The sequence below is a fragment of the Ensifer sp. GW101-20A05 genome, from assembly GCF_059424735.1.
In genome coordinates, this window is the sequence record NZ_JBWKZT010000005.1 from 76991 (window position 1) to 99090 (window position 22100).

Below are 22100 nucleotides of genomic sequence, written 5' to 3' on the forward strand. Positions count from 1 at the left end.
CGGGTCTAGCGCAGACGCGGACGCAGGGCAACGATTGCCGCCGCGGTTTCCTCGATCGAACGGCGGGTGACGTCGATGACCGGCCAATTGTTGCGGGCGCAAAGCGACCGGGCATATTTCAGTTCCTCGGTAATCGAGGCCTTGTCCGTATATTGATCGCCGTGAAAGCCCTGCGTCGTTCCGAGCACCCGGTGCTGGCGCACCTGCGAGATACGGTCGGCCGTGGCGATCAGGCCGACGACGAGCGGCTTCGTCGCCTCCATCAATCTTTCGGGTAGCGGCACGCCCGGAACGATCGGGATGTTGACCGTCTTGATGCCGCGGTTGGCGAGATAGATGCTGGTCGGCGTCTTCGACGTCCGGCTGATGCCGACCAGAACGACATCCGCCTCGTCGAAATCGGCGGGCAACTGACCGTCGTCATGGTCCATCGTGAAATTGAGCGCGTCGATGCGGGCGAAATACTCCGCATCCATCACGTGCTGGGCGCCCGAACGGCGGCGCGACGGCGATCCCAGATAGGACTGGAAGAGGTCGATGATCGGATCGAGCACCGAGACGCAAGGGACACCCATCTCGCGGCAACGCCGATCGATGACATCGGCGAGTTCGCGGTCGACAATCGTATAGAGCACGATGCCGGGCGCACCATCGATGGCGTCGAGGACCTGCAGCAACTGTTTGCGGTTGCGGATCAACGGATAGACATGCTCCAGCGCATGCGAGCTCTGAAACTGAGCGGCGGCGGCGCGTCCGGCAGCAATCAGAGTCTCGCCCGTCGAGTCCGAAATCAGGTGAAGGTGGAAGTAGTTTTTCTTGTTCTCCACGCAATTCTCCTGGTGCTGTTGATAAGCCGGGATGAAAGACAGCTAACGACGGGGCGCCGACCCAGGCAAGTGGAAAACTGCCGACTTATTCACAATTGGCGCTGTCGCGGAAACCGTTTCGGGGCAAATGTGGAAAAGACTCGCGACGATGACAAAGTGTCACGCGTATCAACCGCTTGTCCACAAGCGTGACCAAATCCGTGGTTCCGCTAACCGACTGAATCCAAATGCCTTTATTCGTCTCTCTGCACTGTTTTTCCAGATTACCCAGACACTGTCCCATCGCGCGTTGTCCCGAGCGACAGCCGTGGACAAGTCAGTGGCTTGTTTTAATCCTTGATACCCACCGACTCTAAGAAATAGAAACCTTCTAAATATCTTTGATTTTATATTGGGAGAGATGATCCGTGACCGAAACGCGCAGAAAGGTTCTGGAGGTTTTGGCAGGGAAGACGGTGTCTCCTCCTCCGATCTGGCTGATGCGCCAGGCAGGCCGTTACCTGCCGGAGTACAGGGCTACACGGGCTACGGCCGGGAGCTTCCTCGATCTCTGTTACACACCCGATCTCGCAGTCGAGGTGACGCTGCAGCCGATCCGTCGATACGCTTTCGACGCTGCCATCCTCTTCTCCGATATCCTGGTCATTCCCGATGCTCTGAAACGCAATGTGCGCTTCGAGGAAGGCCACGGGCCACGAATGGATCCGATCGATGTCGACGGTATTTTGCGCCTGAAGCCGGAGGGCATCGCTGAGCACCTCCAGCCTGTCTTTGAGACGGTATCGCGGTTGCGCGCTGAACTTCCCGTCGAAACGACCCTGCTCGGTTTCTGTGGCGCTCCCTGGACGGTTGCGACCTATATGATCGCCGGACACGGGACGCCGGACCAGGCCCCTGCCCGCCTTTTCGCCTACCGCAACCCGGAAGCCTTCGATCATCTGCTGTCCTTCCTGGCGGATGTCTCGGCCGATTATCTCGTGCGGCAGATCGATGCCGGCGCCGATGCCGTGCAGATCTTCGATTCCTGGGCCGGCGTTCTCGGCGAGGAGGAATTCGCCCGTTACGCGGTCAAGCCGGTGCAGCGCATGATCGCTTCGGTCAGGGCGCAGCGGCCGAATGCAAAGATTATCGCCTTTGCAAAAGGCGCCGGTCAGTTGTTGAAGACTTATCGCCAGGCGACGGGCGCCGACGCCATCGGCCTTGACTGGACCGTGCCGCTTTCCTTTGCGAAGGATTTGCAGAAGGAAGGGCCGGTCCAGGGCAATCTCGATCCGATGCGGGTCGTGGCGGGCGGCATGGCGCTCGAGGAAGGCATCGATCGTATTCTCGATGCGCTTGGCCATGGGCCGCTGATCTTCAATCTCGGCCATGGCATCACGCCGCAGGCCGATCCGGATCACGTGTCGGCGCTGGTTGCGCGGGTTCGTGGAGCGCAATGATGGCCGAGAAGCAGACCGACTTAGCGCCCGGCAACAGGGCGCGGCTCAGGGCAACGATCGCGCTTGGTGCTTTCGTGGCGCTTCTCGTCGGTCTCTTCGTCTGGCGGCCGGATGATTTCTATCTCTGGATCAAGGCGTTGCATGTCATCGCGGTGATGTCATGGATGGCAGCCCTGCTCTACATGCCGCGCCTTTTCATCTACCACACCGACGCCGCGCCGGGCTCCGCGCAATCGGAAACCTTCAAGATGATGGAGATGCGGCTGCTGAAGGTGATCATGAACCCGGCGATGATGATCTCCTGGGTGCTCGGCCTCTACCTCGCCTGGAGCGTCTATGGCTTCCACGGCGGGTGGCTGCACGCCAAGCTGCTGTTCGTGGTGCTTTTGACGGCAGTCCACATGCGCTTCAGCCGTGGCGTTCGCGAATTTCAGCGTGACGAAAACAAGCACGATGCGCGCTATTGGCGGCTGATGAACGAGGCCCCGACGCTGCTGATGATTCTCATCGTGATCATGGTCGTGGTGAAGCCGTTCTGAATTTAATCGATTCGTGATTTGCAATAGTCGTTTCTAATTTGCGACAGCCCCTTGCAGGGTTTCACGTGAATCGCTATTTTCTGCCATCTCCTCTTCATGGCTTGTGACAAAGACAAGAGCCTGCCTCTTCCAGCCGCAGCTCCCCAACGAATACTCGCCATCTCTCCACTACCCATACCAAACATGGATCCTTCATGGCTGAAATGAAGCTACAAGAACTCAAGAACAAGACGCCGACCGATCTGCTCGCCTTTGCCGAGGAGCTCGAGGTGGAGAACGCCAGCACGATGCGCAAGCAGGAGCTGATGTTCGCGATCCTCAAGATGCTCGCGGCTCAGGATATCGAAATCATCGGCGAAGGCGTTGTTGAAGTGCTGCAGGATGGGTTCGGCTTTCTCCGGTCCGCGAATGCAAACTACCTTCCCGGTCCTGATGATATCTACATCTCGCCTTCCCAGATCCGCCGCTTCTCGCTGAAGACCGGCGACACGGTCGAGGGCCCGATCCGCGGACCGAAAGAAGGCGAGCGCTATTTCGCTCTCCTCAAAGTCAACACCATCAATTTCGACGATCCGGAAAAGATCCGTCACAAGGTTCACTTCGACAACTTGACGCCGCTCTATCCGAACGAGCGCTTCAAGATGGAGCTCGAGGTTCCGACGTCGAAAGATCTCTCCGCCCGCGTCATCGACCTGGTGGCGCCGCTCGGCAAAGGCCAGCGCGGTCTGATCGTCGCACCGCCGCGCACCGGTAAGACGGTTCTGTTGCAGAACATCGCGCATTCGATCACTGCCAATCATCCAGAATGTTACCTGATCGTTCTTCTGATCGACGAGCGTCCGGAAGAAGTGACGGATATGCAGCGCTCGGTGAAGGGCGAAGTCGTTTCATCGACCTTCGACGAGCCGGCGACGCGCCACGTCCAGGTCGCCGAAATGGTGATCGAAAAGGCGAAGCGTCTTGTCGAACACGGCCGCGACGTCGTCATCCTGCTCGACTCGATCACCCGCCTCGGCCGCGCCTACAACACGGTCGTTCCGTCATCGGGTAAGGTCCTGACCGGCGGTGTCGATGCCAACGCGCTGCAGCGCCCGAAGCGCTTCTTCGGCGCTGCCCGCAACATCGAAGAAGGCGGTTCGCTGACGATTATCGCGACCGCGCTGATCGATACCGGCAGCCGCATGGACGAAGTCATCTTCGAAGAATTCAAGGGCACCGGCAACTCGGAAATCGTGCTCGACCGCAAGGTCGCCGACAAGCGCATCTTCCCGGCGATGGACATCCTCAAGTCCGGTACGCGTAAGGAAGACCTGCTGGTGCCGCGCCAGGATCTGCAGAAGATCTTCGTGCTCCGCCGCATCCTGGCGCCGATGGGCACGACCGACGCGATCGAGTTCCTCATCGACAAGCTCAAGCAGACGAAGAATAACGGTGATTTCTTCGACTCGATGAACACGTAAGACCCGTTCGATATCCGATTTGAGAGACCGGTCGACTTATCGTCGACCGGTCTTTTGTTTTCCCAAAACCTTAGCCGGATTCTTCTTCCTCATTGATTCGGCTTCGCAACAATCTCGTTCTCTCCGGGATCTGGGATCGGTGATCGCCCCGGCTGATTCACGTGAAACACACCGACGCTGTGAAACATGAGCGTGGCGGGACCTTGATATTTCGGCGCCGTTTCGGCATAAGCTCCCCAACCCTTTGAGTACCGTTTTCATTCTGCGTGAGCACGCTCCGCGAAGAATAAACAATCGGTCCGGAACTTCGACGATCCCCATTGTTTCGACCAGCGAGGCGCCCTTCCGTCACCGCGGTCTTTTCAGGTGAGCCAATGACAGCAATGCACACGATATATGCGCTTTCCAGTGGAGCCCTGCCCGCTGGCGTCGCGGTCGTGCGTGTCAGCGGTCAGCACACTGCGGCGGTCCTACGGGAATTGTGCGGCGATGTCCCGTTACCGCGGGCAGCAACGCTCAAAACGATTCGGACACGCAACGGTCTTGTGATCGATAGCGGTCTTGTTCTCTATTTTCACGGACCAGCCTCTTTCACGGGGGAAGACTGCGCCGAGTTTCAGATCCATGGCGGTCGCGCTGCGGTGAACGCCCTGCTCGAAGAGCTCTCCGAGTTCGAAGGTCTACGCCACGCCGAAGCGGGTGAGTTCTCACGACGCGCCTTCCAGAACGGCAAGCTGGATCTTGTGGAAGTCGAGGGTCTCGCCGACCTGATCGTCGCCGAGACCGAGATGCAGCGCCGCCTGGCGATCGAACACTCTGGCGGCGGGCAATCGCAGGTCTATGCGGCTTGGGCGAAACGTCTCACGCACGCGCGGGCGATGATCGAGGCCGAACTCGACTTTGCTGACGAGGACGATGTGCCGGGCTCGGTGAGCGAACGCATCTGGCAGGACATGTCCGTGCTTGCACAGGAGATCGCCGCACACATCGCCGATGCGCCGATTGCCGAGATCATCCGTGATGGGCTGAAGATCGTCATCGCCGGTGAGCCGAACGCCGGAAAGTCCAGCTTGCTCAATGCACTGGCGCAGAGAGATATCGCGATCGTCACGGAAATTGCCGGGACAACGCGTGACGTGCTCTCGGTGGATCTTTCATTAGCCGGATTCTCAGTCAAGCTTTATGACACCGCCGGTCTGCGTGAAACCGAGGAACGTGTCGAGCAAGAGGGCATACGTCGCGCGCGAGAAATTATCGAGCGAGCAGATTTGATCCTCCTCCTTTCGGAGACGGCGAGCGGCTTTGATTCTCTGTCCGATATCACATCTGACGGCACTGCCGTCTTGCGTGTAGCAACGAAGATAGATCGAGATGATCGGCAATGGTCTCCTGATGAAGCCGATGTTTTGATCTCGACCCGGACGGGTGAAGGCATGGATCGCCTACTGGATGAGATCGCCGCCCATCTCCCCGACCTCAGCGGTCGAACGTCCCTTGCCTTGCCTTCACGTCGCCGTCACGTCGATAGTCTCCGGCAGGCTCTTCGGGCAATCGAAGAGAGCTTGGCGGGGCGACATTACGGCCTGGACATCCGAGCAGAGCAGCTTCGTCTTGCCGGAGACGCGATTGGACGGATTACCGGGCGGGTGGATGTCGAGAACCTTTTGGATGTGATATTTTCCGAATTCTGTATCGGAAAATAGTCTGTGGAAACAACGATACAACGTTTGCGAGTCCTTCGTTGTGTTTCACGTGAAACGATTCGTGCCGGTGCAAAGGTGTGCTGGCTTGGAGATATGAGCAATGACCCAGTATGATGTTATCGTCATTGGCGGTGGACATGCCGGTTGCGAGGCGGCGGCCGCGGCTGCACGTCTCGGCGCCAACACGGCACTGATCACGCACAAGGCGTCGACCATCGGCGTGATGTCCTGCAATCCAGCGATTGGTGGATTGGGCAAGGGCCATCTCGTGCGCGAGATCGATGCCATGGATGGTCTGATGGGTCGGGTCGCCGATGCCGGCGGGATTCAGTTTCGCCTGCTCAACCGTCGCAAGGGCCCGGCTGTCCGCGGTCCGCGCACGCAGGCCGACCGGCGCCTTTATCGCGAAGCCATGCAGCGCGAAATAAGCGGCATTGCCAACCTCACGGTGGTTGAGGGTGACGCCTTCGACTTGATCGAGAGTGATGGCAAGGTCAGCGGTGTCGTCATGAAGGACGGCCGGACGTTTGCATCGACGTCCGTGGTTTTGACGACCGGCACCTTTCTGAAGGGGCTGATCCATATCGGCGACCAGAAGATCCCGGCTGGCCGCGTTGGTGAAGAACCCTCTGTTGGGCTTTCGGCGACACTGCTGCGCTATGGTCTGAAGCTGGGACGTCTGAAGACCGGTACGCCGGCACGCCTGGATGGGCGCGCGATCGATTGGGACAGTGTCGGCCGACAAGGTCCCGACGAGGATCCTGTACCGTTCTCCTTCATGACCGACCGCATTCTGAACCGTCAGATTGATTGCGGCGTGACGCGCACGACCGAGGCCACCCACAAGATCATCGCTGACAATATCGGAAAGTCCGCGATGTATTCGGGTCAGATCGAAGGTGTCGGTCCGCGCTATTGCCCGTCGATCGAAGATAAGATCGTGCGTTTTGGCGAGCGCGACGGTCATCAGATCTTCTTGGAGCCGGAAGGCCTCGACGATGACACCATCTATCCGAATGGGATCTCGACCTCATTGCCGGCTGATATCCAGGAGGCGTTCATTCGAACAATTCCGGGATTGGAGAATGTGGCGATCCTGCAGCCCGGCTATGCCATCGAGTATGACCATGTGGATCCGCGCGAGTTGAACGCGACGCTGGCGGTGCGCAAGATGCCCGGCCTGTTCCTGGCAGGGCAGATCAACGGGACGACAGGTTACGAAGAAGCCGGCGCCCAGGGGCTGGTCGCGGGCCTGAATGCGGCGCTGCTGGCGACCGGTCGGCCCGAGGTGATCTTCAGCCGCACCAACTCCTATATCGGCGTCATGATCGACGACCTGACGTCGCGCGGCATTACCGAGCCTTACCGCATGTTTACATCTCGAGCGGAGTATCGTTTGTCGCTGCGCGCTGATAATGCCGATGCGCGACTGACGCCGTTGGCGATGGAACTCGGCTGTATTTCAGATGCGCGCCGCGACCGCTTTACCGACTGGCAAGTACAGTTCGCTGATGGACGGCAACTGTTGAAGAGCCTCTCGGTGACGCCAGCCGAAGGCAATCGTCATGGCCTGAAGCTGAACCAGGATGGCCAGCGGCGCACCGCCTTTGAAATCCTCTCCTATCTGGATCAATCGATTTCCGCCTTGGTGCCGATCTGGCCGGAGCTGTCGTCGATTGGTTCACGGGTCGTCGAGGCGCTGGAAATTGACGCCGCCTATGCGGTCTATATGGACAGGCAGGCGGCGGATATTGCAGGCATTCGCCGCGAGGAAAATCTGGTGATCCCTGAAGGCTTTGACTTTGACAGGCTGTCGGGATTGTCCAATGAGTTGAAGCAGAAGCTGAAACAGCATGCCCCGCGCAATCTGTCGCAGGTGATGAAGGTGGATGGCATGACGCCCGCCGCCGCATCGCTGATCCTTGCCTGGCTGAAGCGTCAAAACGGAAGCGCAGAACGCGAAGAAAAGGCAAGTGCACAATGAAAACGAGTCCAATCGATGTGTTGAACGGACTGCGTGTTTCACGTGAAACGAATGAACGCCTGGAGCACTTTGCCCGCCTTTTTCAGAAGTGGGCGAAGTCGATCAATCTCGTAGCGCCTTCGACGATTGAGGATCTATGGCGCCGCCATATCGTTGATAGCTTGCAGCTTGTACAGTTGTCGCCCGAGCCAAAGACCTGGGTTGATCTGGGAAGCGGCGGCGGCTTCCCGGGCATCATTACGGCGATCTATCTCTCGGAGTTCGCTGACGGCTGGGTGCATCTCGTCGAAAGCAACAACAAGAAAGCCGCATTCTTGCGAGTCGCCTTGGCCGAAACGGGCGCGCGTGGCTCCGTTCACCCGATTCGAATCGAAGAAGCCGGCAAGGTGATTCCGCACGCCGACGCGGTTTCGGCGCGGGCCTTGGCCGATTTGACGCTCTTGCTCGACTACTCTGCGCCGTGGTTGCTGGCAGATGAGCGCAAAACGGTCGCCTATTTCCACAAAGGGCGGGATTACCAGCGCGAAATCGACAAAGCCATTGGCCGCTATCAGTTCGATCTGGTAAAACATCCAAGCGTCGTCGAGCCGGACTCTGTTGTGCTCGAGATCGCAAATCTATCACGCAAGGTTCAGTGATCGGCGAGCGGAAACATGTTTGGCGCAAGAAATCGGATCATCACAATCGCAAATCAGAAAGGTGGAGTCGGTAAAACGACGACCGCCATCAATCTGGCGACTGCTCTCGCGGCAATCGGCGAACGAGTCCTCATCGTCGATCTCGATCCGCAAGGCAATGCCAGCACCGGTCTGGGTATTCAGCGGCGCGATCGGAACCTCTCATCCTATGAGCTGATGATGGGCTCGCACGGGATCAACGAGATAGCACAGCAAACCGCTGTGCCGAATCTTTCGATTGTGCCTTCGACTATGGATCTTCTCGGCGTCGAGATGGAGATTTCTCAGGAACCGGACCGGGTCTTCCGCCTGCGCAAAGCTTTGGTCAGCCCGGCGGCGATGGAGTACTCCTATGTGCTCGTCGATTGCCCGCCGTCGTTCAATCTCCTGACGATGAATGCCATGGCCGCAGCGCATTCCGTGCTGGTGCCGTTGCAGTGCGAGTTCTTCGCGCTGGAAGGTCTCAGCCAGCTGTTGGAAACTGTGGATCAGGTTCGCCGATCGGTGAATCCGTCGCTGGATATACAGGGTATCGTGCTGACGATGTTCGACTCGCGCAACAATCTCGCCCAGCAGGTCGTCAGTGATGTCCGGACCCATCTTGGCGACAAGGTCTATCACACGCTCATTCCGCGCAATGTTCGCGTTTCCGAGGCGCCGTCCTATGGCAAGCCTGCGATTCTCTATGATCTGAAATGCGCTGGAAGCCAGGCCTATCTGCAGTTGGCATCGGAAGTGATTCAGCGTGAACGCCAGCGCAAGGCTGCATAATCATTTCGGTAGCGTAATTTAAATCGGGTGACGATATGAACGACGATAGCTCGAAGAGACGGCTTGGTCGCGGACTGGCCGCGTTGATCGGCGAGATGGATCAACCGCTGCAGGCAGGTGCTTCCGCCCCTGCCCCGGTCAATCCGGACCGGCGTGTGCCGATTGAGTTCGTGTCGCGCAACCCGCGCAACCCGCGCCGGCAGTTCGACGAAGCCGAGCTTCAGGATCTCGCCAATTCGATTCGTCAGCACGGCATCGTTCAGCCCGTTGTCGCTCGCACGATCGGCGCCGACCGCTACGAGATCATCGCCGGCGAACGTCGTTGGCGGGCCGCACAGTTAGCCGGATTCACCGAGATTCCGGTCATTATCCGTGACGTCGACGATCGCACGGCGCTCGAGATCGCGATCGTCGAGAACGTTCAGCGCTCGGATCTCAACCCGCTCGACGAGGCGCTCGGCTATGAGCAGTTGATTGCCGAACACGGTTACACGCAGAACGATCTCGGCGAAATTATCGGCAAGAGCCGCAGCCACGTCGCAAACAGCCTGAGACTGCTGAAATTGCCGGAACCGGTGCGCGACATGCTGTCGGAAGGCGCGCTGTCTGCCGGGCATGCGCGAGCGCTGATTCCGACGTCGGATCCGGCGGCGCTGGCCCGCACGATCGTCTCCAAGGGGCTTTCGGTGCGTGATGCCGAGCGCATCGCCCAGAACGATATCCGCGCGCAGAACGACCCGAATTTCGGCAAGACGGCACGCCGCGACGAGAAGGATGCGGACACGCTGGCGCTTGAACGCACCCTGTCGGACAGCCTTGGCCTCGAGGTCACCGTCAATCACAAGGCTTCCGGCGGCCATCTTCGCATCGCTTACAAGACGCTCGATCAGCTCGAGGAGATCTGCCGTCTGCTCGAGCGCCGCTGAGCGCATACAAACGCCATTGTGAGAACAATCGAGAGGCGCCCCCTGCAAACAAGGGCGCGCCTTAATATATTGATTTCTCTAATCTTTCTGCGCGAACGGACCAGATTCAAAGGGATCGCCTGCAAGGACGCGGATCCATGCGTGTAAAGAGGCAATTCCAGCTAGGAAATGAAGGAAGCAAGCGAACTCAGCCGGCTGAGTTCCCCTGGGCCGAACGCATCAACGCCGTGCGGATTGCACCGCGATCGCCATGAGGTTCTGCAAGACCAGGCTTTCTTCGAGGCTGGCGCGACTGCGGCTTTGGAAGATGGTTGTCTGCAGGCGATTGAGTTCACGGCGTATCGCCGGCGCCGTCCATTGCTTCAGCGCGGCCTCGACGATCGGTTTGCGTCGGAAATGCAGACCACGCCCGAGCGTCGCAATCACTTGCCCTGCCTGTTGACGACTGGCGTCCATCTCGGCGCGCATCACGTCGAGCTGCTGGAACTGTCGCAGACAGGCCTGCAGTACCAGAAACGCCGGGGTCTTCGAGGTCGTGATCTTTTGCATCGCGTGCAGCAGGCCATCGAGATCGCCCTTGAGCACCGCATCGACCGCGTCATCGACGGAAATGGCGCTGGCATCGCCGACGATGTCGAGCACGTCCTCCTCGTCCACGGCCGTCTTCCCACGGCAGTAAAGGGCGAGCTTGCGCAGCTCGTTGCGTGACGCCAGACGGTCGCCGCCGAGAGCGTCCACCAGGCGCGCACGGGCGGCCGGCGTGATTCCCAGCTTCTCGTCGCCAAGTTCCTTATCAATCAAGGCCTGCAGGCCGCGAACGTCATCACTGTAGCAGGCGATACAGGCAACAGAGCGGGCCGTCTCGCCGATCTTGCGAAGGGCGGCACCCTTCTTCAGGTCACCGGCCTCGACGATCACATAGCTGCCTGAGGGCGGCTCGGCCGCCAAAAGCTGCATCGCGTCGACGAGTGACTTCTCGTTGGCTGCTCCCCGCACCCAGATGAGCTTCTCACCGCCAAACAGCCCGATGGAATTGACCTCGTCCAGCAGCCGGCCGGGCGATTGCGCCAGCTCGCTGACATCGAGCTTCAGGACGGAAAAGGGATCATCCAGCGGCACGCCGCAGCGCGCGGCGAGTGCGGACGCACGCTCGGATACGAGCCCGCGATCGGGCCCGTAGAGAATGAACAGCCGGTAGACCCCGACGGACTTCTGGAGGAAGGAGTCGAATTCGTGCGACTTGACTTCGCTCATCCCGACACCGGACTAGCGACTGAGGGCCGCGGCAACATCAGCCCGGATCAGCTCGGCCAATTCCTTTGCGGCGCGGTTTTCGCCATCGCGCACGGCGCGCACCTTGGCAAATTCCTGGACGGAGAAGTCGACAAGCGCGACCGCCGTGCGGTTGCCAGACTTGATCGTCTCGCCCGTTCCGATCTTCGTCAGGTTGTAGTCCGCCTTGACGACGATGCGTCCGGCGCTTGCCCGATCCACGCGGTCCTTGTTCTGATCATAGAGCACGCCCATGGCGCGGCTCGTGACGTCCAGCGACAGGTGATATTGCGGGTTTACCGGTTCGCCCTGCCCGCCCGCCACAAGGAAGATCAGCGCGTTGCGGACTTCCTGTTCGACGCGCTCGTCGGCATCGGAGATCTCGATCGCCGCCAGCGCCGTCGACGTACCGACAGGATCGGAGTAGAGCGGCCTGACCTGGCAGCCGGCGAGCGCGGTCAGCAAAAGAACACCTGCCAGCACCGGAAACGACCGGATACGGGAGCCAGCTCTATCAGACAACGACATTGACGATCCTCTGGGGCACGACGATGATTTTCTTGGGGCTGCTGCCGTTGAGCGCGGACTTGACGGCATCGAGCGCCAGGACGGCGCTTTCGATCGCACTCTGATCCGCATCGCGGGCGATTGTCAAATCGGCGCGCTTCTTGCCGTTGATCTGCACGGGAAGGGTAATTTCGTTCTCGACGACCAGCGCAGGATTGAACGTCGGCCAGCCGCGCTCCGCGATCAGCCCCTCGCCGCCGATTTCGCGCCAGCATTCCTCGGCGAGGTGCGGCGTCATCGGTGCAATCAGGCTGACCAGGATCGTCGTGGCGTCCTTTACAGCGCTCGCGAGCGCTGCGTCCGCCTTGCCGGCGGCAACCTGTGTCAGCGGTGCGGCAAGCGTGTTCACGAGCTCATAGATCCGTGCCACGGCCTTGTTGAAGGCCAGCTTGTCATAATCCGCCTCGACCGCGCGCAGCGTCTTGTGCGCGGCCTGAGAAACGGCAAGGGCCTCGCCTTCAAGCGCCGGTACGGCTTCGATCCCGCGCAGCTTTTCGGCCGCCTCGCTGATCAAGCGCCATACGCGCTGGACGAAGCGATGTGATCCTTCGACACCGGCTTCGGACCAGATGACGTCACGATCCGGCGGCGAATCGGAGAGAACGAAGAAGCGCGCGGTATCGGCGCCATAGGAAGCGATGATGTCGTCGGGATCGACGACGTTCTTCTTCGACTTCGACATCTTCTCGATCGAGCCGATGGCGATTTCCTCGCCGGTCTCGAGCAGCACGGCGCGGCGGCGTCCGTCGATTTCCTCGATGCGGATCTCGGCCGGGGTCACCCATTCGCGCTGGGCACCCTCGCCGCGGCTATAGGTTTCGTGCACGACCATGCCCTGGGTGAAGAGACCCTTGAACGGCTCGTCGAGCGCGACATGACCGGTCGCCTTCATCGCGCGGGTGAAGAAGCGCGAGTAGAGCAGGTGCAGGATCGCGTGCTCGATGCCGCCGATATATTGATCCACCGGCAGCCAATGGTTGGCGACCTTGGGGTCGGTCGGATTGTCTTCCCACGGCGCGGTGAAGCGGGTGAAGTACCAGGACGAATCGACGAAGGTGTCCATCGTGTCCGTCTCGCGCCGGGCATCCTTGCCGCAATGCGGGCAGGCAACGTGGCGCCAGGTCGGGTGACGGTCGAGCGGATTGCCCGGCTTGTCGAAGGTGACGTCCGGCGGCAGAATGACCGGCAGGTCGGCCTTCGGAACCGGCACGACGCCACAATCATCACAATGGATGACCGGAATCGGGCAGCCCCAATAGCGCTGACGCGAAATGCCCCAGTCGCGCAGGCGGAAGTTCACCTTGCGCTCGGCGCGCCGCGTGCCGTCGAGCGTTTCCTGCTCGAGCTTCGAGGCGACTGTCTCAAATGCCTCTTCCGTCGACAGGCCGTCGAGGAAGCGCGAGTTGATCATCACGCCGTCGCCGATATAGGCCTCGTCGCCGATGGCGAAGGTTGCGGCATCGCCGTCCTTCGGCATAACGACCGGAACAACCGGCAGGTCGTACTTGCGGGCGAAGTCGAGGTCGCGCTGGTCACCGGAGGGGCAGCCGAAGATGGCGCCCGTGCCGTAGTCCATCAGTACGAAATTTGCGACATAAACAGGCAGTTCCCAGCTCGGATCGAGCGGGTGCTTGGCGCGAATGCCGGTATCGATGCCCTTCTTTTCCGCCGTTTCCAGCGCGGCGAGCGAGGTGCCGGCGCGGCGGCACTCCTCGCAGAAGGCATCGACTTCCGGATTGGTCGCCGCCGCCTGCCTAGCCAGCGGATGGTCGGCAGCGATCGCCAGGAAGGAAGCGCCGAAGAGCGTGTCCGGACGGGTCGTGTAGACGGTCAGCTCGGTCGCGTCACCGGCGGTGCCTTCGACCAGTTCCCAACGCAGCGACAGGCCTTCGGAGCGGCCGATCCAGTTCTTCTGCATCAGGCGCACCTTCTCGGGCCACTGATCCAGCGTGTCGAGCGCGTCGAGCAGTTCCTGGCTGAAGTCGGTGATGCGGAAGAACCACTGCGTCAGTTCGCGCTGTTCGACCAGCGCGCCCGACCGCCAGCCGCGGCCGTCGATCACCTGCTCATTGGCGAGCACGGTGTTGTCGACCGGGTCCCAGTTGACCTTCGACTGCTTGCGGTAGACGAGGCCCTTCTCCAGGAAGTCCAGGAACAGGTGCTGCTGGCGCTGGTAGTAGGCGGGGTCGCAGGTCGCGAATTCGCGGTTCCAGTCGAGCGACAGGCCCATGACCTTGAGCTGCGCCTTCATCGAGGCGATGTTCTGGTAGGTCCAGCTTGCCGGATGCACGCCGCGTTCCATGGCAGCGTTTTCGGCCGGCATGCCGAAGGCGTCCCAGCCCATCGGGTGCAGCACGTTGAAGCCGCGGGCGCGCTTGTAGCGCGCCACCACGTCACCCATGGTGTAGTTGCGCACGTGGCCCATATGGATGCGGCCCGACGGATAGGGGAACATCTCGAGCACGTAGTACTTTTCGCGCGGATCGTCGTTCTCGGTCTGGAAGACCTCGTTCTTTTCCCATTCCTGCTGCCAACGGGGCTCGGCATCACGCGGATTGTATCGTTCGCTAGACATGTCTTTTCGATGTTCCGGAAGTTCTGCGGCGCATAGGGCGCGCCTCATGATAGTTGGGGTGACCTTCACCACGAAACCGCCTGACGGTCAAGTTTTTGAAGGGTTTGCCGCGACACTTTGGCGGATTTGCGCCCGTCATGAGGGTGGCGGTCTTGGCAAGCCGATCAACTTTGCCTAATCCGCTCGGTGAGTGGTTTGAGAAATCCGTTTCGGAGAAAAGGTCCATGGAAGTCCAAGAGCGATTGCAGGATGTCGTGAGCCGGATTCAGGCGGCAGAGAAGTCTGCTCATCGCGCCAAGGGTGCAGCCACGCTGGTCGCCGTGTCCAAAACCTTCGACGCCGATGCAATCCGGCTGGTGATTTCCGCAGGCCAGCGGGTCTTCGGAGAGAACCGGGTTCAGGAAGCGCAAGGCAAGTGGCCGGTGCTGAAGGCTGAAACGCCCAGCCTCGAACTGCACCTGATCGGCCCGCTGCAGTCGAACAAGGCGGCTGAGGCAGTCGCCCTTTTCGACGTCATCGAGACGGTCGATCGCGAGAAGATTGCCCGCGCGCTTGCCGCGGAAATGCAGAAGCAGGGCCGGAACCTCAGGCTCTACGTTCAGGTCAACACCGGGCTGGAGCCGCAGAAGGCCGGCATCCCACCGGAGGAAACGGTCGCCTTCGTCGATCTTTGCCGCCAGGAGCTGGGTCTGCAGATAGAGGGGCTGATGTGCATTCCGCCGGTCGAGGAAAATCCCGGCCCGCATTTCGCCCTGCTCGCCAAGCTGGCCGCCGCCTGCAAGCTCGAGAAGCTGTCGATGGGCATGTCCGGCGATTTCGAGACGGCGGTGCAGTTCGGCGCCACCAGCGTCCGTGTCGGTTCGGCCATTTTCGGCGCGCGATAACGCCATTTCGCCGCATTACGCTTTCGTCGGGGTTCCCCTGCCCACCCATTAGCCTATCCTTGTGCACGAGGAGGCCGGACATGTCCGGCAAATGCATAGGGAGGAACGGAAATGGCGAGTCGCTATTCCGAAGTGTACGCCGCCTGGAAGGCGGATCCGCAAGGTTTCTGGTCCGGTGCTGCCGACGCCATCGACTGGTTCGAACGCCCGCAACGCGCTTTCGATGCCGCGGGCGGCACCTATGGGCACTGGTATGCCGGTGGCTCGACGAACACCTGCTATAACTCTCTCGACCGCCACGTCGAAGCCGGGCGCGGCGAGCAGATCGCTTTCATCTATGACAGTCCGGTCACCGGCCGTGTCGAGCGCATCTCCTATGCGGCATTGCTTGCCGATGTGGCAGCACTGGCTGCCGTCTATCGGAAGCTCGGTGTCGGCAAGGGTGATCGCATCATCATCTACATGCCGATGATCCCGCAGGCGGCGGTTGCCATGCTGGCCGCCGCCCGCATCGGCGCCGTTCATTCGGTGGTCTTCGGCGGTTTTGCCGCCAACGAACTGGCGGTGCGCATCGACGATTGCCAGGCTAAGCTCGTGGTGTCCGCAAGCTGCGGCATCGAACCCGGCCGAACCGTCGCCTATAAGCCGCTGCTCGATGCAGCGCTGGAGATCGCGACCCACAAGCCGGCGCATTGCCTCGTCTTCCAACGGGAAATGGCGGAAGCGGACATGATGGAGGGACGCGACATCGATTTCGCTGTGGCGCTGGCGGCGGCGAAGCAGGAGGGTGAAGGGGTCGGATGCACGCCCGTTGCCTCAACCGATCCGCTTTACGTGCTCTATACGTCGGGCACCACCGGCCAGCCCAAGGGCGTGGTGCGCGACAATGGCGGCCACATGGTTGCGCTCAAATGGTCCATGGAGAACTTCTTCGGCGTCCAGCCGGGAGAGGTATTCTGGGCCGCCTCCGATATCGGCTGGGTCGTCGGCCACTCCTATATCGTCTATGGCCCGCTCCTGAACGGCAGCACCTCGATCCTCTTCGAGGGCAAGCCGGTCGGCACGCCCGATCCCGGAACCTATTGGCGGATCATCGCCGAGCACGGGGTCGTGGTGATGTTCACGGCGCCGACCGCTCTGCGCGCGATCCGCAAGGACGATCCCGATGCGTCCTATGTCGGCCGCTATGACCTGTCGCGCTTCCGCGCGCTGTTCCTTGCCGGTGAGCGGGCGGATCCGGATACGATCCGCTGGGCGGAGAAAGCGCTTGGGGTGCCCGTTATCGACCACTGGTGGCAGACGGAGACCGGTTGGCCCGTGGCCGGCAATCCCATGGGTCTCGGCCTGTTGCCGGTCAAGTACGGTTCTCCGGCGGTCCCACTGCCGGGGTATGATGTCCAGATTCTCGACGATGCCGGACATCCGGTCGGCCCGGGCACGCTCGGCAATGTCGTCGTAAAACTGCCGCTGCCGCCCGGCTGCCTGCCGACGCTTTGGAACGCAGACCATCGGTTCCGCGCGGCCTATCTCGAAGATTTTCCCGGCTATTACAAGACCGCCGATGCCGGCTATCTCGACGAGGATGGCTATATCTTCATCATGGCGCGCACCGACGACATCATCAACGTCGCGGGTCACCGGCTCTCGACCGGGGCAATGGAGGAGGTCTGCGCCAGCCATCCTGATGTCGCCGAATGCGCTGTCATCGGGATAGCCGATGATTTGAAGGGTCAGGTGCCAGCGGGCTTCCTCGTCATCAATTCCAATGTTTCCCGTGAAACGTCGGAGATCGAACGCGAAGTGATCAGCCTCGTGCGCGAGCGCATCGGGCCGGTGGCGGCCTTCCGCATGGCGATTTGCGTCAAGCGACTGCCGAAGACGCGGTCGGGCAAGATCCTGCGGGCTACGATCCAGAAAATTGCCGATCGCCAACCCTGGAAAATGCCGGCGACGATCGACGACCCGGTTATCCTGGACGAGATCACGTTGGCGCTGCATGGCCGGGGAATCGGCATCTAGCGACTTCCTGAGCCGGCTTATGATGTGAGCGCCACGGCGCTTGCATTAAGACCTGACGACGGTCGCGAACCAGTCGCTGAACACTGACACTGCCTTTGAGCGCGCGGTCTTGGTAATGAGAAAGTAGCTCTCGTCTTCGAGAGTGGCGATATCGGAGAGGATCACGAGGTCGCCGCTTTCGATTTCGCGCCGGAAGACCTCGACCGGACAAAGGGCCACGCCATGGCCGGCAATGACGGCCGTGGCGAGCAGGTTGAAGTCCTGGAAGATGGGACCTCGCAGGCTTTGTCCCGTCGTCACCCCTGCCCTGGCGAACCAATCGCGCCACCGCGAGGTTGTCTCGTCGTGCAGCAGATCGGCGGAAGCGATCGCCTGCACTGCCCTCAACTCACCTTTCCGTTCGATGTAACGGGGGCTCGCAACTGGCCGATTGATTCGCGAAAACAGCCGGTCTGACCGCGTCCCTTCGCTCGTATCGGCGCCGAGAGTGATGAGGATATCGCAGCCGGTTTCGCGCAATTGCTGTTCGGCCATGGCGTAGACGACCTTGACGTCGACCTCGGGATGACGGCCGAGAAATTCACCGAGTGCCGGTATCAGCCAGCGGGTGGCGATCGAGGGAATACAGGCGACGCTCACTTGCGCCTTGGCATTCAATCGCAGCAACTCCGTTTCCGCGGCGATGCGCTCGAACGCCGATGTCAGCGCCGTTGCTAGGCTTTCAGCCTCTGCTGCTAGCCGCACTCCACGTTTCTCCCGCACGAAGAGCGGGCGGCCAAACCACTCTTCCAGCAAGCGGATCTGGTGGCTGACGGCCGCATGCGTCACATGCAGTTCGTCGCCGGCGCGGGAGAAACTTGCCAAACGCGCTGCGGCTTCGAAGGCGCGCAGCATGCCGAGTGGTGGCAGCATCATCTGTAAATTTTCCTCATCAATTCCGTGAGGAATCGTCGTTTGATTGGCTTCCTATGTCAACGGATACTGAGCTCATCGTGGAAAGGGCGGAAGAATCCCGTCCGAAAACATTAGAAATCCTTACAGATGGAGAGACCCATGTTCGTGCGCAGCCTGCAGCAGATCGAAGCAACCGATCATTTCGTCGAATGGGGCAGCGGCACCAGTCATCGGCTGCTTACCGAAAGGGATGGCATGGGCTTCACCGTATGCCACACGGTGGTGCGCGCCGGCACGGTATCGCTGCTCGAATATCGCAACCATCTGGAGGCCTGCTACTGCATCGCCGGCCACGGTGAGGTCGAGGATATGCAGGGCGAGATCTTCCCGATCAACAAGGGCGATATCTACGTGCTGGACCAGCACGACAAACACTATCTGCGCGGCGGCAAGGACGAAGATCTGATCCTCGTCAGCATCTTCAATCCGCCGCTTAAAGGGACCGAGCGCCACAACCTCAACGATCCATCCGGTTCGGCCTATTGAACGTATTGAACACTGGCCAACAAAAAAGCCCGGATCGACGATCCGGGCTTTTTTCATCGAGCTGGACGGCGATCAATAGTGATCGTCTTCGTCCTCGTCCTTGCGGTCCGACTTCAGCGACTTGAGCTTGGCGAAGACGGCATCGGCGTCAATTTCCTTCTCTTCCTCGCGCTCGTAGTTGAAGCCCAGCTTTTCGGTCTCCTGAGCCGATTCCAGCGTCTGGCCGAGTTCGGCAGCCGTCGGCAGCGGACGGCCCTTGGAGGCGCGTTCGACTTCGAGGTCGAGGTCGATCTGCGAGCAGAGGCCGAGTGTCACCGGATCCATCGGCGTCAGGTTGGCGGAATTCCAGTGGGTGCGCTCGCGGATCTGCTCGATCGTCGACTTGGTGGTGCCGACGAGGCGCGAAATCTGTGCATCCTTCAACTCGGGATGGTTGCGAACCAGCCAGAGAATGGCGTTGGGGCGATCCTGGCGCTTGGAGACCGGGGTGTAGCGCGGACCTTTACGCTTCGAGTCAGGAACGCGGACCTTCGGCTCGGAAAGCTTCAGCTTGTGGTTGGGGTTTCCTTCTGCGCGAGCGATCTCGTCACGCGAAAGCTGGCCCGTGGCAATCGGGTCGAGGCCCTTGATGCCCTGCGCGGATTCACCGTCGGCGATCGCCTTTACTTCAAGCGGGTGCAGCTTGCAAAACTGCGCGATCTGGTCGAAGGACAGCGCGGTATTGTCAACGAGCCAGACGGCTGTTGCCTTGGGCATAAGCAGTTGCTGAGCCATGGATATAGTCCTTTTGTCCGCCGCGCCGGTGTCGCGGGCCGTGGAGTCTACCACTGATTTCCGGGAAATGTGGGCCTCTATACCGTCCTTGTCTCAAAATTGCAATTCTTCAGTTCCAAATGTCCTTTTGTCTAATTGCGGCAGCCATTTGACCTGCTATGTATGTCCGCGAAACGGGCTGGCCCTGGGAGTGGCGAGCCGCACTAGGAATGCGTAGGGAGGAAAATATGTCCGCCAAAATCTATCCGGTGTTGAAGTCTGCCAAGAGCCGGACGTTGCTCGACAACGCCACTTACCTGAAGTGGTACGAGGAGAGTGTTTCGGACCCGGCAAAGTTCTGGGGCAAACACGGCAAACGGATCGATTGGTTCAAGCCCTATACCAAGGTCAAGAACACCTCCTTCAAGGGCAAGGTTTCGATCAAGTGGTATGAAGACGGCCTCACCAACGTCTCCTACAACTGTATCGACCGCCACCTGAAGACGCATGGCGAGAAGACGGCAATCATCTGGGAAGGTGACAACCCCTATATCGACAAGAAGATCACCTACAACCAGCTCTACGAGCAGGTTTGTCGCCTCGCCAACGTGCTGAAGAAGCACGGCGTCAAAAAGGGCGACCGCGTCACCATCTACATGCCGATGATCCCGGAAGCGGCCTATGCGATGCTTGCCTGCGCCCGCATCGGTGCCATCCATTCGGTCGTCTTCGGCGGTTTCTCGCCGGATGCGCTTGCCGGCCGTATCGTCGACTGCGAATCCACCTTCGTCATTACCTGCGATGAGGGCGTGCGCGGCGGCAAGCCGGTACCGCTCAAGGAAAACACCGACACCGCGATCGACATCGCGGCTAAGCAGCATGTCATCGTCAACAAGGTGCTCGTGGTCCGCCGCACCGGCGGCAAGACCGCCTGGGCGCCTGGCCGCGACCTCTGGTATCACCAGGAAATCGCCACGGTGAAGCCGCATTGCGAGCCGGCGAAGATGAAGGCGGAAGATCCGCTGTTCATCCTCTATACCTCAGGCTCGACCGGCAAGCCGAAGGGCGTGCTGCACACGACCGGCGGTTACCTCGTCTATGCGTCGATGACGCATGAATATGTCTTCGACTACCGCGACGGCGAAGTCTACTGGTGCACGGCCGACGTCGGCTGGGTCACCGGCCACTCTTATATCGTCTACGGCCCGCTGGCGAATGCGGCGACGACCGTCATGTTCGAAGGTGTCCCGAATTTCCCGGATGCTGGGCGCTTCTGGGAAGTGGTCGAAAAGCACAAGGTCAACGTCTTCTACACGGCGCCGACGGCGATCCGCTCGTTGATGGGTGCCGGTGACGACTTCGTCAAGCGCTCGTCGCGCTCGTCGCTCCGCCTGCTCGGCTCGGTTGGTGAGCCGATCAACCCGGAAGCCTGGGAGTGGTACTACAACGTCGTCGGCGAGCAGAAGTCGCCGATCGTCGATACCTGGTGGCAGACGGAGACCGGTGGCATCCTGATTACGCCGCTGCCGGGCGCAACCGATCTCAAGCCCGGTTCCGCCACCCGGCCGTTCTTCGGTGTGCAGCCGCAGCTGGTCGACAATGAAGGAAACGTGCTTGAGGGCGCCGCTGACGGCAACCTCTGCATCACCGACAGCTGGCCCGGCCAGATGCGCACGATCTACGGCGATCACGCGCGCTTCGGCCAGACCTACTTCGCCACTTACAAGGGCAAGTATTTCACCGGTGACGGCTGCCGTCGCGATGAGGACGGCTATTACTGGATCACCGGTCGCGTGGACGACGTTCTCAATGTTTCCGGCCACCGTCTCGGAACGGCAGAAGTCGAATCGGCGCTGGTATCGCATCACCTCGTCTCGGAAGCGGCAGTTGTCGGCTATCCGCATCCGATCAAGGGCCAGGGCATCTACTGCTATGTTTCGCTGATGGCCGGCGAAATCGGCAATGACGATCTTCGCGCTGCTTTGGTGAAGCACGTCCGTTCGGAAATCGGACCGATCGCCACGCCGGACAAGATCCAGTTCGCACCGGGCCTGCCGAAGACCCGCTCTGGCAAGATCATGCGACGCATCCTGCGCAAGATCGCCGAAGACGATTTCGGCGCGCTCGGCGATACTTCGACGCTCGCCGATCCGGCCGTCGTCGACGACCTCATCGCCAATCGTCAGAACAAGGCCTGATCTCTTGCGGCCGCTACGAGCCCACTGGGTGTGTAGCGGCCGTTTCGACTGAAACAAATAAGGTTT

18 protein-coding genes are annotated in these 22100 nt (G+C 60.5%); 12 read left to right on the top strand and 6 right to left on the bottom strand.

Going from position 1 to position 22100, the window contains the following annotated elements; translation table 11 throughout:
- Positions 1-5: 5 nt before the first annotated feature.
- The gene (locus AC070A_RS14855) at positions 6-827 is read right to left on the bottom strand and encodes a pyruvate, water dikinase regulatory protein (RefSeq protein ID WP_057252021.1); all 822 of its coding nucleotides are present in this window, start codon (positions 825-827) and stop codon (positions 6-8) included.
- A gap of 407 nt (positions 828-1234) precedes the next feature.
- On the opposite strand from AC070A_RS14855, the gene hemE reads away from it, so the two are divergent.
- The 8 genes from hemE to AC070A_RS14895 all read left to right on the top strand — a co-directional run bounded on the left by hemE (position 1235) and on the right by AC070A_RS14895 (position 10326).
- Positions 1235-2266 carry a uroporphyrinogen decarboxylase gene (gene hemE, locus AC070A_RS14860; RefSeq protein WP_110879966.1) on the top strand — a complete coding sequence of 344 codons (1032 nt, stop codon included), beginning with the start codon at positions 1235-1237 and terminating at the stop codon, positions 2264-2266.
- Positions 2263-2805 (top strand): protoporphyrinogen oxidase HemJ, encoded by a 543-nt coding sequence (gene hemJ, locus AC070A_RS14865; protein WP_057252019.1) that lies wholly within the window; start codon positions 2263-2265, stop codon positions 2803-2805. Before hemE ends, hemJ begins: the two co-directional genes overlap by 4 nt.
- Before the next feature lie 194 nt (positions 2806-2999).
- Entirely contained in the window at positions 3000-4265 is a 1266-nt protein-coding gene (rho, locus tag AC070A_RS14870; protein WP_093233478.1) for a transcription termination factor Rho, read from the top strand.
- A 374-nt stretch (positions 4266-4639) separates the two neighbouring features.
- Positions 4640-5968, top strand: coding sequence for a tRNA uridine-5-carboxymethylaminomethyl(34) synthesis GTPase MnmE (gene mnmE / locus AC070A_RS14875; RefSeq protein WP_112995091.1), 1329 nt, complete (start codon positions 4640-4642; stop codon positions 5966-5968).
- Positions 5969-6068: 100 nt separating this feature from the next.
- Positions 6069-7952 (top strand): tRNA uridine-5-carboxymethylaminomethyl(34) synthesis enzyme MnmG, encoded by a 1884-nt coding sequence (mnmG, locus tag AC070A_RS14880; protein ID WP_113737278.1) that lies wholly within the window; start codon positions 6069-6071, stop codon positions 7950-7952.
- Positions 7949-8590 carry a 16S rRNA (guanine(527)-N(7))-methyltransferase RsmG gene (gene rsmG / locus AC070A_RS14885; protein ID WP_058321626.1) on the top strand — a complete coding sequence of 214 codons (642 nt, stop codon included), beginning with the start codon at positions 7949-7951 and terminating at the stop codon, positions 8588-8590. Before mnmG ends, rsmG begins: the two co-directional genes overlap by 4 nt.
- Before the next feature lie 15 nt (positions 8591-8605).
- A complete protein-coding gene (locus tag AC070A_RS14890) occupies positions 8606-9400 on the top strand; it encodes a ParA family protein (RefSeq protein WP_057252015.1) in 795 nt (264 codons plus the stop codon).
- 35 nt (positions 9401-9435) lie between these two features.
- The gene (locus AC070A_RS14895; protein WP_057252014.1) at positions 9436-10326 is read left to right on the top strand and encodes a ParB/RepB/Spo0J family partition protein; all 891 of its coding nucleotides are present in this window, start codon (positions 9436-9438) and stop codon (positions 10324-10326) included.
- A 219-nt stretch (positions 10327-10545) separates the two neighbouring features.
- On the opposite strand, the gene holA is transcribed toward AC070A_RS14895, so the two are convergent.
- From holA to leuS, 3 genes are read right to left on the bottom strand one after another with little or no spacing between them, the layout of a single operon-like run.
- Positions 10546-11580: a DNA polymerase III subunit delta gene (gene holA, locus AC070A_RS14900; RefSeq protein ID WP_058321627.1), complete on the bottom strand. Its 1035-nt coding sequence runs from the start codon at positions 11578-11580 to the stop codon at positions 10546-10548.
- 12 nt (positions 11581-11592) lie between these two features.
- The gene (gene lptE, locus AC070A_RS14905) at positions 11593-12126 is read right to left on the bottom strand and encodes an LPS assembly lipoprotein LptE (RefSeq protein ID WP_057252012.1); all 534 of its coding nucleotides are present in this window, start codon (positions 12124-12126) and stop codon (positions 11593-11595) included.
- Positions 12113-14740 carry a leucine--tRNA ligase gene (gene leuS / locus AC070A_RS14910; RefSeq protein WP_112995093.1) on the bottom strand — a complete coding sequence of 876 codons (2628 nt, stop codon included), beginning with the start codon at positions 14738-14740 and terminating at the stop codon, positions 12113-12115. The genes lptE and leuS overlap by 14 nt, the downstream gene beginning before the upstream one ends.
- Positions 14741-14964: 224 nt before the next feature.
- Between leuS and AC070A_RS14915 the strand changes: the two genes are divergently transcribed.
- Both AC070A_RS14915 and AC070A_RS14920 read left to right on the top strand, forming a co-directional pair.
- Positions 14965-15624 (top strand): YggS family pyridoxal phosphate-dependent enzyme, encoded by a 660-nt coding sequence (locus AC070A_RS14915; RefSeq protein WP_058321629.1) that lies wholly within the window; start codon positions 14965-14967, stop codon positions 15622-15624.
- 111 nt (positions 15625-15735) lie between these two features.
- Positions 15736-17643: an AMP-binding protein gene (locus AC070A_RS14920; protein ID WP_112995094.1), complete on the top strand. Its 1908-nt coding sequence runs from the start codon at positions 15736-15738 to the stop codon at positions 17641-17643.
- 45 nt (positions 17644-17688) lie between these two features.
- Here the strand turns inward: AC070A_RS14920 and AC070A_RS14925 are convergent, their stop codons facing one another.
- On the bottom strand, positions 17689-18558 hold the full coding sequence (locus AC070A_RS14925) for a LysR substrate-binding domain-containing protein (protein WP_375374154.1): 870 nt from the start codon (positions 18556-18558) through the stop codon (positions 17689-17691).
- A 138-nt stretch (positions 18559-18696) separates the two neighbouring features.
- On the opposite strand from AC070A_RS14925, the gene AC070A_RS14930 reads away from it, so the two are divergent.
- Positions 18697-19083 (top strand): ectoine synthase, encoded by a 387-nt coding sequence (locus AC070A_RS14930; protein ID WP_113737277.1) that lies wholly within the window; start codon positions 18697-18699, stop codon positions 19081-19083.
- Positions 19084-19155: 72 nt separating this feature from the next.
- On the opposite strand, the gene AC070A_RS14935 is transcribed toward AC070A_RS14930, so the two are convergent.
- Positions 19156-19857 (bottom strand): DUF1013 domain-containing protein, encoded by a 702-nt coding sequence (locus tag AC070A_RS14935; protein WP_093233470.1) that lies wholly within the window; start codon positions 19855-19857, stop codon positions 19156-19158.
- Positions 19858-20084: 227 nt separating this feature from the next.
- Between AC070A_RS14935 and acs the strand changes: the two genes are divergently transcribed.
- Complete coding sequence (gene acs, locus AC070A_RS14940; protein ID WP_057252006.1) at positions 20085-22034, top strand: acetate--CoA ligase; 1950 nt, start codon at positions 20085-20087, stop codon at positions 22032-22034.
- Positions 22035-22100: the final 66 nt, after the last annotated feature.

What these genes read in the sequence shown, in the direction of transcription:
- mnmG (WP_113737278.1), top strand. Translation starts at nt 6,069, where the DNA reads ATGACCCAGTATGATGTTATCGTCATTGGCGGTGGACATGCCGGTTGC.
- rho (WP_093233478.1), top strand. Translation starts at nt 3,000, where the DNA reads ATGGCTGAAATGAAGCTACAAGAACTCAAGAACAAGACGCCGACCGAT.
- mnmE (WP_112995091.1), top strand. Translation starts at nt 4,640, where the DNA reads ATGACAGCAATGCACACGATATATGCGCTTTCCAGTGGAGCCCTGCCC.
- AC070A_RS14895 (WP_057252014.1), top strand. Translation starts at nt 9,436, where the DNA reads ATGAACGACGATAGCTCGAAGAGACGGCTTGGTCGCGGACTGGCCGCG.
- AC070A_RS14935 (WP_093233470.1), bottom strand. Translation starts at nt 19,857, where the DNA reads ATGGCTCAGCAACTGCTTATGCCCAAGGCAACAGCCGTCTGGCTCGTT.
- AC070A_RS14915 (WP_058321629.1), top strand. Translation starts at nt 14,965, where the DNA reads ATGGAAGTCCAAGAGCGATTGCAGGATGTCGTGAGCCGGATTCAGGCG.
- holA (WP_058321627.1), bottom strand. Translation starts at nt 11,580, where the DNA reads ATGAGCGAAGTCAAGTCGCACGAATTCGACTCCTTCCTCCAGAAGTCC.
- acs (WP_057252006.1), top strand. Translation starts at nt 20,085, where the DNA reads ATGTCCGCCAAAATCTATCCGGTGTTGAAGTCTGCCAAGAGCCGGACG.
- AC070A_RS14925 (WP_375374154.1), bottom strand. Translation starts at nt 18,558, where the DNA reads ATGATGCTGCCACCACTCGGCATGCTGCGCGCCTTCGAAGCCGCAGCG.
- hemJ (WP_057252019.1), top strand. Translation starts at nt 2,263, where the DNA reads ATGATGGCCGAGAAGCAGACCGACTTAGCGCCCGGCAACAGGGCGCGG.
- AC070A_RS14890 (WP_057252015.1), top strand. Translation starts at nt 8,606, where the DNA reads ATGTTTGGCGCAAGAAATCGGATCATCACAATCGCAAATCAGAAAGGT.
- rsmG (WP_058321626.1), top strand. Translation starts at nt 7,949, where the DNA reads ATGAAAACGAGTCCAATCGATGTGTTGAACGGACTGCGTGTTTCACGT.
- AC070A_RS14930 (WP_113737277.1), top strand. Translation starts at nt 18,697, where the DNA reads ATGTTCGTGCGCAGCCTGCAGCAGATCGAAGCAACCGATCATTTCGTC.
- lptE (WP_057252012.1), bottom strand. Translation starts at nt 12,126, where the DNA reads ATGTCGTTGTCTGATAGAGCTGGCTCCCGTATCCGGTCGTTTCCGGTG.
- AC070A_RS14920 (WP_112995094.1), top strand. Translation starts at nt 15,736, where the DNA reads ATGGCGAGTCGCTATTCCGAAGTGTACGCCGCCTGGAAGGCGGATCCG.
- leuS (WP_112995093.1), bottom strand. Translation starts at nt 14,740, where the DNA reads ATGTCTAGCGAACGATACAATCCGCGTGATGCCGAGCCCCGTTGGCAG.